Source organism: Bifidobacterium aesculapii, assembly GCF_001417815.1.
Lineage (GTDB): Bacteria > Actinomycetota > Actinomycetes > Actinomycetales > Bifidobacteriaceae > Bifidobacterium > Bifidobacterium aesculapii.
In genome coordinates, this window is sequence record NZ_BCFK01000017.1 from 34656 (window position 1) to 47540 (window position 12885).

6 protein-coding genes are annotated in these 12885 nt (G+C 63.9%); 4 read left to right on the forward strand and 2 right to left on the reverse strand.

The window, feature by feature from the left end; translation table 11 throughout:
* Positions 1-402 precede the first annotated feature (402 nt).
* The 3 genes from BFAL_RS02085 (at position 403) to BFAL_RS02095 (ending at position 9624) form a co-directional block, all read left to right on the forward strand.
* Positions 403-6318: a beta-1,3-specific beta-L-arabinofuranosidase gene (locus tag BFAL_RS02085; protein WP_082440276.1), complete on the forward strand. Its 5916-nt coding sequence runs from the start codon at positions 403-405 to the stop codon at positions 6316-6318.
* A 471-nt stretch (positions 6319-6789) separates the two neighbouring features.
* Positions 6790-7818, forward strand: a complete 1029-nt coding sequence (locus BFAL_RS02090; RefSeq protein ID WP_055426786.1) for a Gfo/Idh/MocA family protein — start codon at positions 6790-6792, stop codon at positions 7816-7818.
* Positions 7819-8211: 393 nt separating this feature from the next.
* Positions 8212-9624: an ATP-binding protein gene (locus BFAL_RS02095; protein WP_055426787.1), complete on the forward strand. Its 1413-nt coding sequence runs from the start codon at positions 8212-8214 to the stop codon at positions 9622-9624.
* 134 nt (positions 9625-9758) lie between these two features.
* On the opposite strand, the gene BFAL_RS02100 is transcribed toward BFAL_RS02095, so the two are convergent.
* Both BFAL_RS02100 and BFAL_RS02105 read right to left on the reverse strand, forming a co-directional pair.
* The gene (locus tag BFAL_RS02100) at positions 9759-11249 is read right to left on the reverse strand and encodes an amino acid permease (RefSeq protein ID WP_055426788.1); all 1491 of its coding nucleotides are present in this window, start codon (positions 11247-11249) and stop codon (positions 9759-9761) included.
* Positions 11250-11446: 197 nt separating this feature from the next.
* Positions 11447-12016, reverse strand: coding sequence for a TetR/AcrR family transcriptional regulator (locus tag BFAL_RS02105; protein ID WP_055426789.1), 570 nt, complete (start codon positions 12014-12016; stop codon positions 11447-11449).
* Between the two features lie 163 nt (positions 12017-12179).
* Here BFAL_RS02105 and BFAL_RS02110 point away from each other — a divergent pair, with 163 nt between their 5' ends.
* Complete coding sequence (locus BFAL_RS02110; RefSeq protein ID WP_055426798.1) at positions 12180-12884, forward strand: ABC transporter ATP-binding protein; 705 nt, start codon at positions 12180-12182, stop codon at positions 12882-12884.
* Position 12885: the final 1 nt, after the last annotated feature.

A 12885-nucleotide genomic window follows, 5' to 3' on the forward strand; every position in this document is an offset into this window, starting at 1 on the left:
GTTGTGGGACCCTGCCGGGGCTGCGTGGGGAATCGCTGCGAGATCCCGGTGTCTGGCGGCGAACCGCGTTGGCACCCTGCCGCATGGGGAGAATTACCACGGAACCGCACGCCGCCGCTGTGCGAAAGCGTTGTCGCATCAACGATGCCTCACGGCTGGTGAACGCTAACAGGTATAATTTCATACACGGTTTCAACGCCGTGTGGCGCCGGGCGCGACGCCTGCGAAAACGTAGTCGTTCGTAGGATCGGGCGCGATGTCACGCCGCCTGCAGTGATGCGGGTACAACAGTCGGATCGGGTGCGCGAGGAAGCACCGGAGGTCGTGTGCGTATGCACGGCCCGGAAGATTCGATAACAAATTGATAACAATGAGGTGCATTGAAGGAGAGGCTCTCAACGCATGAGAACTACCGATAATCACAAGGGGAAGGGCGTGTGGCGCAAAGGCGTCGCGGCTGTGGCCGCGTTGCCGATGGTGTTCACGTTGATGACCGCGGGAACCGCCGTGGCCGCCGACGCGACATCTACGATCGCCCCCGCCACCAACGATCAGAACAACGTACTCAACTTGGGCTTCAACGGCGATCTGAGCGACGCCAGCCCGGTGAAGAACACGGTTACCGAATACAAGGGCTCGACCAGCTACGTGACCGGCGTGGACGGCCAGGCCATCAAGCTCGACAAGGGGGCCCTGAGTCTGGGTGCAAGTCAGAAGTTGCAGCCGCAGGACCTGTCCCTGTCGTTCTGGTGGAATCCGAGCGGCACAATGACCGGCGAGCAGATTCTCCTGTGGAGCAAGGCCAAGTACAACCAGGATGGTTGGTACCTGAGCTCCGCCTCCGATTCCAAGCCGCTGGTGCTGTCGATTGGTGCCGGTGCCCCGCAGCCGCTCGAGTTCAACCTGACCGGCAACCGCGCGGATATCTTCCCCGCTAACACGTGGACCCATGTGATGGTCACGTTCGATGCCACCACGAAGACCGCGAAATTCTACGTCAACGGCGAATCGCGTGCCTACACCACCGGCAACACCGAGCAGCCCGGCAGCATCACGGCCAATGACGCCGTCAAGTACATCGGTTGGAATGGTGCCCATGCGAGCGGCGGTCAGCTGAACGGCACGCTCGATGACGTGAAACTGTGGGACACCGTCGCCACCACTGCCGATGTGGAGCGTGAGGTGAAGATCGGCGACGCCAAGTTCGATGCGAAGGCCCTCGCTGAAACGGCGCTTGAGAAAGTCGATATCGCCACCGAGGCGACCTCGAACCTCACCTTTGACGCTGAGGCCTCCAACGGGGCCTCGCTCACCTACGCTTCCGACAACAAGGCCGTCATCTCCGATTCCGGCGTCGTCAACCGTCCTGCCGTAGGCGAGCCGGATGCGACCGCGAAGATCACCGTCACCGCGAGCTACGGCTCCGCGGCCGTCTCCAAGACGTTCACCGTGACCGTGCCCGCGCAGACCGAGAACGGCGGCGAGCACGACGTCGAATACCTGAAGAACTACCTGTCCGAGCAGGGCATGGAGAACGTGACCGTCTCCGACGCCTACCTGCAGAACGCCGGCAAGAAGGAAGTCGAATACCTGCTGAGCTTCGAGCCGGACCGTCTGCTCACCGAGTTCCGCGCGACCGCGGGACTCCCGACCAACGGCGCGAAGAACTACGGCGGCTGGGAGAACGGCCCGTCCGCCTCCCGCAACCCGGACGGCACCAGCAACCCGAACCGATTCACCGGCCACTTCGTCGGCCACTGGATTTCCGCCGTGTCGCAGGCGCAGCGCTCCACGTTCGCCACGCCCGAGCAGAAGGCCGAACTCGCAACCAAGCTCACCGCCGTGGTCAAGGGCATCCGCGAAACGCAGGAGGCCTACGCGAAGACCGACGCCGCCAACGCCGGATTCTTCCCCGCGTTCTCCGTCAACTACGTGCCGAGCGGCGGCAACAATCTGATCGTGCCGTTCTACAACCTGCACAAGGTCGAACAGGGCATGGTGCACGCGTATGAGTACGGCACCGACCAGGACACGCGTGACACCGCCAAGGCGGCCGCGGTCGACTTCGCCAAGTGGGTCGTCAACTGGAAGAAGGCGCACGCCTCCACCAACATGCTCAAGACCGAGTACGGCGGCATGAACGACGCCCTCTATCAGGTCGCCGAGATCGCTGACGCGAAGGACAAGCAGACCGTGCTCGAGGCCGCGCACCTCTTTGACGAGACCGCGCTGTTCGAGAATCTCGCCGCCGGCAAGGACGTGCTCAACGGCCTCCATGGCAACACCACGATTCCGAAGTTCATCGGCGCCATGCAGCGCTACGTGGCCTACACCGAGGATGAGGACCTGTACAACAGTCTCTCTGCTGATGAAAAGGACAAGCTCACGTCGCTCTACCTCAAGGCGGCCGAAAACTTCTTCGACATCGTCACCAAGGACCACACGTATGTGACCGGCGGCAACTCGCAGTCCGAGCACTTCCACGTGGCCGGCCAGCTGTGGCACGACGCCACGCAGAACGGCGACGTCAACGGTGGTTACCGCAACGCCTCCACCGTGGAGACCTGCAACGAGTACAACATGCTCAAGCTGTCTCGCATGCTGCTTCAGGTGACCCGCGACTCCAAGTACTCCGAGTACTACGAGCACACATACATCAACGCGATTCTCGCCTCGCAGAACCCGGAGACGGGCATGAGCCTGTACTTCCAGCCGATGAAGGCCGGCTACCCGAAGGTCTTCGGTGTGTCCGGCACCGATTATGAGGCCTCGCTGTTCGGCAACGCCATCGGCGAGTTCTGGTGTGATCAGGGCACCGGCGTGGAGAACTTCGCGAAGCTCAACGACTCGTTCTACTTCACCGACAAGAACGACGTCTACGTGAACATGTTCCGCACGTCCACCTACACGGACAAGCGCCATGACCTGACGATCGCGCAGACCGCCGACGTCCCGAAGCAGGACACGGTCACGTTCGCCGTGACCGGCTCCGGCTCTGCGAACCTCAAGCTGCGCGTGCCCGACTGGACCATCGCCTCCGGCGTGAAGCTCGTCGTCGACGGCAAGGAACAGCCGACGACCAAGGACGACAAGGGCTGGGTGTCCGTTCCCGTCAAGGATGGCACGCAGATCGCCTACACGCTGCCCGCGAAGCTCCAGTCTGTCGCCGGACCCGACAACGCGAACTGGGTCGCCTTCCAGTACGGCCCGGTCGTGCTCGCCGGCGCGCTGAACCCGACCAACACTGCGACCAACTACTCCTACGGCGGTGTCAAGGTCCGTGTCTCCAACTACGACGCCGACGCCAACGCCAAGGCCGCGATTATCCCGTCCAACGGGGAGAGCGTGACCAACTGGCTCAAGGGCATCAGCGCCGACGGTCTGTCCGGCAACCTGGTGCGTACTGACAAACCAGATGATGGACAGCAGCTCTCGTTCCAGCTGAAGAACGTCGATGGCGATGCGGCATCGGTGGAGATTCACCCCTACTACTCGACGTATAAGACGTCGTACGCGATCTACTGGGATATGGCCGAGGTCGACTCCGACGCCTACCAGCAGAACCTCCTCAAGAAGAAGACCGACGCCGCCAACGCGGACCTCGTCTCCGACGCGGTCGACGCGTTCGACAACGAGTTCCAGCAGGAGCTCGCCCACAACGCCGCCAAGTCCGACGACTCCAACGCCGGCACCTACAACGGCAAGCAGTACCGTGACGCGAAGGCCGGCGGCTGGTTCAGCTACGACCTCGCCGTCAAGGCCGGCCAGGACAACTACCTGGGCGTCCAGTACCACTCCGCGGACAACAGCCGCAACTACGACGTGATCGTCGACCCGACCCCGGTCGCCGACAAGTCGAAGGGCGAGGTCTCCTCCAACGCGGTCAAGCTCACCCGCGCCAAGGGTGAAAACGGCTTCTACTGGGATGTCCAGCAGCTGCCCGCCGACCTGCTCGCGAAGGTCAAGGACGGCAAGGTGCGTGTGCTGTTCAAGTCCACCGGCGGTCTCGTCGGCGGCGTCTACGGCGTGCGCATGCAGAACGCCAAGGCCCTCTCCGCCGACGCGAAGCTCGCCTCGCTGAAGTTCAGCGCCGGCACGCTCGACAAGGCGTTCGACCCGGCGAAGAGCCTGTACACGCTGACCGTCCCGGCCGACGCCAAGTCCGTCGAGGCCGAGATCGGCGTGAACAAGCCCGGCGCCTACGTGAAGGTCGACGGCGTGATCATCGACGACACCAAGGCCCGCGCCATCGCGCTCGGCGACGGCGTGACCACCGTGGAGATCGCCTCCTACGCGCAGAACCACGAGGCCGTGAAGTACTACTCGGTGCAGATCGTCAAGGAAGGCGCCACCGCGCCCGCCACCGGCGATCCGGTCGTCGAGTACACCTTCGACAAGGACTCCTCCGCCGATAAGGGCGCCACCGTCGACAACACCGGCACCGCCGGCGACAAGCTCGACGGCACGGTCTCCGGCTCCGGCTCCTCGCTCGTCGACCACAAGGACAACGGCAAGGCGCTCAAGCTCAAGGGCGGCAACCACGGTTCCACCGGCACCGTGACGATCCCGGCCGGCGCGGTTTCCGCCGACCAGAAGGATCTGACCGTCTCCGCCGACTACCAGTGGGACGGCGCCAACGGCTGCGTCTACCCGTGGGCCCTCGGCAAGGATTCCAAGGACTACCTGGTGAACATCGTCTCCTGCGGTTCCAACACGCGCGTCGAAGCGTCGAAGAACGGCTCGCAGACCCAGCTCGCCGGCTCCACCCCGGCCAAGAACACGTGGGTTCACGTGGACGTGGTCGTCAAGGGCGGCAAGTCCATCGCCTACTACCTCGACGGCAAGCTCGTGGCCACCAAGACGACCACGCTCACCGCCGCCGACTTCGTGGGCACCTCCACCGCCTCCGGCTACCTCGGCCTCTCCTTCTACAGCTCCGACAAGGACTTCGGTGGCCAGATCGACAACTTCAAGGTCTGGAACCGCGCCCTGACCGCCGCCGAGCTGTTCAACCCGGACACCGACGAGCCCGCCCCGGCCCCGTCCGACGACGCGACCCTCAAGTCGCTCGCCGTCGCCGGCCAGACCGTCGACCTTGAGGCTGCCGCCTCCAAGGACGGCGCCGAGCTGACCGTCGACGACCCGGCCGCTGTCAAGGAGTCCGACGTCGCCGCCACCGTCAACGAGGCCAACGCGAAGACCGCCGTGACCATCGCGGACGGCGTCGTGCTCGTCAAGGTGACCGCCGCCGACGGCAAGACCGTGAAGACCTACACCGTCAAGCTCGTCAAGAAGGTCGTCAAGGTCGAATCCGTCACCATCTCCGGTGACGGCGTCGCCGACGGCAAGCTCGCGCTCGAGACCGGCAAGACCGCCCAGCTGACCGCCACCGTCGCCCCGGAGAACGCGGACGACAAGACCGTCACCTGGAAGGTGACCGAGGGCGAGGGCGTCGTCACCGTCGGCGCGAACGGTCTCGTGACCGCCGCGAAGGCGGGCACGGCGAAGATCGTCGCCGTCGCGGGCGGCGTGGAGTCCGCTCCGGTCGTCGTGACCGTGACCGACCCGACGCCGGTGCCGCCGGCATCGTCCGTCGACTCCGTGACCGTGACCGGTGACGGAGTCAAGGACGGCAAGCTGGCCCTCAAGGCCGGCGACACCGCCCAGCTCAAGGCCGACGTCAAGGTGACCGGCGACGCCGCGACGACCGTCGCATGGACCTCCTCCGACGAGAAGGTCGCGACCGTCGACGCGGACGGCAAGGTCACCGCAGTGGCCGCCGGCGAGGCGACCATCACCGCCACCTCCACCGTCGACAACACCAAGTTCGACGCGGTGACGGTGACCGTCACGGCGAAGGACGACGGCAAGCCCGAACCGGACAAGCCCGCCCCGGCCGAGAAGGACCTCACTGACGCGAACAAGGTCGATGGCCTGATCAGTGCCGGCACGGTCGCCCCGGGCGCCAAGCTCACCCTCAACGTGGGCAAGGCGTTCGCCGGCAAGACGGTCGATGTGTACGCGCTGCGTGACGGCAAGACCGTGCTCGTCGCCTCCGGCGTGACCGTGGGCGAGGACGGCACGCTCGTCGTGACCGTGCCGGCCGACCTGAAGCTGGGCGCGACCAAGTTCGCCGTCCGCTTCGCCGACGGTGCGCTGGTCTGGGATGCGGTCAACGTCGCCAAGCCGAGCGAACAGCCCAATAAGGGCGGTGTGACCGCCGCGACCGGTGCCGCCGTGATCGGCGTGGTGGGCGTCCTCGTGGTGCTCGCCGCCGCCGGTGCCGGCCTCATGATCTGGCGCAAGCGCCGCGCCTGACCGGCAACCACCGGCTGCCAGCCACCCCCGGAAGCCCCCTCACATGAGGGGGCTTCCCCTATTTCCCGCCACTGCTCGGTGGTTGCCCGTTGTTCGTTGGTTCGGAAGGCCGTTCATTGATTTGGCGGTTATCCGTTGGTTCGGAAGGCCGTGCCGGTGATTTGTGGCCGCCGGTTAGTCTAGCGGTTGCCCGTTGACTCGGCGGTTGCCCGTTGACTCGGTTGTTGTATCGCTCGGCGGCGGATATTACGGAAATCATCCCATTGCTCCGTATTTTCCGCCGCTGAGTTGTTCTGAGCGGCGGTTTGTACGGAGATGGGGCCTTTGCTCCGTATTTTCGGTCGCTGGCGTCGGCTCAGCGGCGGTTTGTACGGAGCAGTGGCCTCTTTTCCGTAATATCCGCCGCGCCGGCGGTATCGTCGCTGCCGCTACAATGCAGCCAGAGACGGCATCGGACGTGAGGAGGTCATCATGCGCGAACTCAACTGGGCCACACTGGGGTGCGGCGTCATCGCCAACGAGCTCGAACAGGCATTGGAACGCAATGGACGCAAGCTATACGCGGTCGCCAACCGCACCCATGCCAAAGGCGTCGCCTTCGCCGAACGATACGGCATCGGCAAGGTCTACGACACCATCGACGACGTATTCGCCGACCCGGACGTGGACGTCATCTACATCTCCACACCGCACAACACGCACATCGGCTTCCTGCGCAAGGCGCTGGCAGCTGGCAAGCACGTGCTGTGCGAGAAATCCATCACCCTCAACTCGGATGAGCTGGAGGAGGCCATCACACTCGCCGAAGCCAACCACGTGCTGCTTGCCGAGGCGATGACCCTCTACCACATGCCGTTGTACCGCGAACTCGACCGGATCATCGCGAGCGGTGAACTCGGCGCAGTCAAGCTCATCCAAATGAACTTCGGCTCCTACAAGGAGTATGACATGGCCAACCGCTTCTTCAACCGCGACCTCGCCGGCGGCGCCATGCTCGACATCGGCGTGTACGCGCTCTCCTGCATGCGCTGGTTCATGAGCTCCAAACCGGATCGGATCGTCTCTCAGGTCAAGGCGGCGCCCACCGGCGTGGACGAGCAGGCCGGCATCCTCCTGACCAACCCGGACGGGCAGATGGCCACCATCACCCTGTCGCTGCATGCGAAGCAGCCGAAGCGTGGCACCATCGTCTTCGAAAACGGCTACGTGGAGATCTTCGACTATCCGCGCGGCGAGCGCGCCACGATCTACGGCACGTCCGGCAAGCCCGTGCGCACCGTCGAAGCCGGGGAGACCGCGAACGCGCTGGCCTATGAGGTCGCGGACATGGAGCGGGCGATCGCCACACACGAGGCGGGCGAACGCGGCGACATCCCGAAGGCGCAGGCGGCTGCGGAGATCGAGGGTCTCATGCATCTTGGCTACACGCGCGACGTGATGTCCATGATGACCGAGATCCGCCGCGACCAGTGGCATATGACCTACCCCGAGGAGGAGTAGGGGAGCGGGGCGGTCACCACGAGGTGCGCCGGCGTACGATCACGATCGCAACGACCAGCAGTGTTGCGCCGGCGATGACGATGGTGATCGTCGGCGCGCTGAGCGGTCGCTGCCCATTCCCCGAAGTCGACCACTTTGCGGATTCCGTAGTGGACGGAGAGACATCCACCGCGAGCAGTGCGTGCCACAGTCTAGGTTGATGTCGAGGTAGAATCCGAATCTGAGCCATGCTCGTAGGCGTCAACGTCATTCGATAGTACCCGCGAATCGGAAGCGCCCACGTACAGCGCGTGATGCAATCGTTATTGTATCGTGATTAGTATAATCACGATACAATAAATCGTGATTATACTTATTGTGAATCGTCAGGACGGCATTGCAGGGGGAGAGAACATGGCGTTCATCGGTCGCGTCGACGATCTGGAGCAGCTCGACGAGTGCTATAAGGCCCGAAAGGCGCAGCTTGTCTTCGTGTACGGGCGCAGACGTGTGGGGAAGACGGCGACGCTCGTCCATTTCTCCCAAGGCAAGGAGACGCTGTTCTTCGCGGCGCAGAACGCCACGAAGGAGGAACAGCTCGCTTCGTTCTCCCGCTTGATGTTCGAAGCGGGCGCTCCCGGCAAGGACTATCTCAGCCAATATCCGTCCTGGGAGCGCGCGTTGGGTGAGCTGGCCAAACTGCCCGCAACAGCCGATGGCGGTCGTCGGCTCGTCGTGTTCGACGAATTCCCGTATCTGGTCAGGTCCGATCCGTCGCTGCCGTCGGTGCTGCAGAACCTGTGGGACCATACGCTGCGTGACGCGAATCTGATGATCGTGATTTGCGGCAGTGCGATGAGCTTCATGGAGAAGGAATTGCTGGCCGAGAAATCGCCGCTGTATGGTCGCGCGACCGGCATCCTGAAGATCGGTCCGATGCCGTATTGGGACGCGGTGCGTTTCTTCCCCGACTATAGCGCCGAAGACAAGGCGCTCGCCTATGCGATGTTGGGCGGCATCCCCCGTTACCTTGAGGAGTTCGATCCCGATATGGGGGTGGCCGAGAACGTCAGACGCCATATCCTCAGACGGATCGCACCGTTATACAGCGAGGTGGAGTTCCTGCTGCACGAGGAGCTGCGCGAAACCGCGAAATACAATAGTGTGATCCGGGCGATCGCGCTCGGCGCCACATCGTTGAACGAAATCGCGACGCATGCGATGATGCCCGGAGCCACGGTCTCGTCGTATCTGGCGAACCTGATGGAATTGGGCATCGTGGAACGTGAGTTTCCAGTCACCGCGAAGCTCAAGGAGCTGGCAAAGGGTGCGCGCGGGCTGTACCAGCTGAGCGATAATTTCTTCCGATTCTGGTATTCATTCATCTTCCCCTATCGTTCCGAACTGGAACGAGGCGATGTGGATGGCGTGTATGAGCGGCATATCGGACCCGTCCTGCATGATTTCGCCGGCAAGCCTTTCGAAGGGATGTGCCGTGAATGGATGTGGCGTGAGAGCATCGCCGGACGGTTACCGTTCCGCGCCCGTGTGGTGGGACGTTGGTGGAATCGAACGGACGAGATCGACGTGATGGCGGTAGACGACTCCGGGAAGCAGGCGATCGTCGGCGAATGCAAATTCCGCAATACGGCGATGAACGGATCCATGCTGAGCCTGTTGCGTGCGCGTGCGGCCCGCACGGGGATGGAAACGCGGCTGTCTGTCCTGTTCTCGTTGGGCGGTTTCGAGCGTGGACTCGTCGATATGGCCGCCGCGGAGCCGTCGACGTTACGTCTCGTAGGCGTCGACGATCTGTTCCGTGAATGATTCCGTGAATGATGGCAACAAATACGGAGCGTCCCCCGCACGATGACGCATCATCGTGCGGGGGACGCTCCGATAGCCGGTGTGTGCGGTGTGCCTTCGGGTGCGCGCGCCGTGCACGCCGCACATCTGGTGCGCTAACGGCGCTTCGCCTGGGTCAGCTGGTAGGCGACGAACAGGATCGCCAGCCAGATCACGCCGGCGATGACGGCCACGCGGTAGCCGTCGGAGAAGCACATGAGCACCACCACGAGCGCGAGGAACGCGAGCACCACCCACGGCGTGACCTTCGCGAACGGCAGCTTGAAGTGGATCGCGTCAAGCGCCTCCTGGCCGGATTTGCCCGCCAGCTCGGTGTCTTCCGGCGCGCCGCCGTCCGCCACCACACGGCGGAACCGCATTTCGGTGAACATGATCATCGTCCAGTTGATGATGCCCGCGATCGTGGCGATGGACATCAGATAGTTGAACGCGAAATCGGGCCACACGAACACGACGACCACGGCGATCGCGGTGATCACCGCGGAGGTGAGCACGCCCGCCACCGGCACGCCATGCTTGTTGAGCTTGCCGAGGTAGGCGGGCGCGTTGCCCTGCTTCGCCAGCGAGTACAGCATGCGCGAGTTGGCGTACAGGCCGGAGTTGTAGACGCTCATCACGGCGGTCAGGCACACGAAGTTGAGGATGCCGGCGGCCGCGTGGATGCCCACCGAGTCGAAGATCTGCACGAACGGGCTCGGAGCGCCGTCGCCGCCGATCGTGTTCCATGGCACGACGGCCATGATCACGCCCAGCGCGCCGATGTAGAAGACGAGGATACGCCAGATGATGTCGTTCGTGGCGCGCGGGATCGTGCGGCGCGGATCCTCCGTCTCGCCGGCCGTGATGCCGATGAGCTCGGTGCCGCCGAAGCTGAACATCACCACGACGAGCGCCATCAGCAGGCCGGTCCACGAGCCGCCCTTCGCCTGGCTCATCAGCCCGTTCGGGAAGAACCCGCCGCCCACGGTGAACCAGTTCGCGAAGCTCGCCTTCACGCCCGAAGCGGTCGGCAGCGCGAACACGATGACGGCCAGACCGCCGATGATCATCGCGATCACGGCGACGATCTTGATGATCGCGAACCAGAATTCGAATTCGCCGAACTTGCTCACGCCCAGCAGGTTCGCGGCGCAGATCACCACGAGGAACACGGCCGCCGAAACCCATGTGGGAATCGCCGGGAACCAGTAGTTGACGAAGCTGCCCACCACGGCCAGCTCCACCATCGAGACGAGGATGTAGTTGAACCAGTAGTTCCATCCGGAGATGAACCCGGCGCGCTTCGACCAGTAGCGCGTGGCGTAGTAGCTGAATGCGCCCGCCTTCGGGTCCTCCACGCTCATCTCGCTCAGCGCGCGCACGATCATGAAGATCGCGAGGCCGCCGATCAGGTAGGCGAGCAGGATGGACGGGCCGGCCAGCGCGATGGACTCGCTCGAGCCGTAGAACAGGCCCGTGCCGATCGCGCCACCCAGTGCGATCAGCTGGATGTGGCGGTTCTTCAACGATTTGCGCAGCGTCGCCGGCACCGGCACGTCGTCGGTTTCGCGCGGCTTCTTGGGCGCCGCGTCATTGACGGAACTCATGTTGTCTTCTCTCTGTCTCTGGTTGTCTCTGGGACGCCGCCGGATGCCCGGCCGGGCGCCGCGCGGTACGACCCGCGCAATGTCCGCCATTGTAGGTCTTCGGGTGCCGCCCCGGCGCCGGCTCGCCCGCAACGTGGCCTCGGTGATTTGTGCTTGTGGTGCGTGTGACGCGTGTGCGTGCGTGAGGGTGCCGCGCCTCATCGCGAGGACGGCATGGACATCGTGAAGATGATGTGCGCCACGGATTCCGGGGTGGCGGCGAGGTCGGTCGCGAGCCAGTGCTGGATGAGGCCGATGCTGCCGGAGACGGCGAAGCGCATGCGCATCTGCGCCTCCTGCGGTGTGGCGGCGTCGGTCTGCATCTGTTCGACCGCCGACTGTCTGCCGTAGATCAGTCCGAGCAGCTGCTGTTGGAATCCGACGTCCGCCTTCGGGCTCATCAGCACCTGCAGATGGTTGCGATTGTCGGCGATGTATCGGCAGACGCGTTCGATGATGTGTTCGATGCTTGCCGGGTCCGGTTGTTTCATGAGCTGATCGAGCGTTCCGGTGACCCATGCCATCGTTTCATCTTCGATGTCGTGCAGCAGTTCCTCGATGTTGGAGTAATGCGCGTAGAACGTGGAGCGGTTCACGTCCGCCCGCTCGCACAGGGCCTTGACGGTGATGTCGCCGAGCGCCTGATCGCGCAGCAGCTCGATGAGCGCGTCCTGCATCGCGGCCCGGGTATAGCGCGTCCGCCGGCTTTCCGTCAGGTCTTTGGTCATGGATCGTGCTCCTCGAGGGTTCGGCTGTCCGACATTTGCCAATCCGACTGTTGGTTGCGGAACCGACACGGTGTTGTTTTACTGGCACTGTAGCAGATGCCGATTCGATGGTCATCCTTACGGCCATGGCTGCGGCGCGAATACTCGGACAAAGGGCGTGATGATGGCGTACATCGAATTCGAGAACGTGGTCAAGGAGTATCCGACGGGCGGCGGCAAGCCGATCCGCGCGCTCGACGGCGCGAGCTTTACCGCGGACGAAGGCGAGCTCACCGTGATCCTCGGGCAGTCGGGCGCGGGCAAGACCACGGCGTTGAACATCCTCGGCGGCATGGACACCGCCACCTCCGGGCGCGTGATCGTCGGCGGGCGCGACATCACCGGGCTCGGCAAGCGCGACCTCGTCGGCTACCGGCGCACCGACATCGGCTTCGTCTTCCAGTTCTACAATCTCGTCCCCAACCTGACGGCGCTTGAGAACGTGGAGCTCGCCTCGCAGATCTGCCCCGACCACTTCGACCCGGCCGAAACACTGCGCAAGGTCGGTCTCGGCAGTCGCCTCGACAATTTTCCCGCGCAGTTGAGCGGCGGCGAGCAGCAGCGCGTCTCCATCGCGCGCGCCATCGCGAAGAAGCCGAAACTGCTGCTGTGCGACGAGCCGACCGGCGCGCTCGACTATGAGACCGGCAAGGAGGTGCTGCAATTGCTGCAGGACATCTGCCGTGAACAAGGCATGACGGTGATGATCATCACGCATAATTCCGCGCTCGCCCCGATGGCGCACAAGGTGATCCGCTTCCGCTCCGGCAGGGTGACGGCCTCCGAGGTCAACGAGCACCCCACGCCGATCGCCGACATCGAATGGTAGG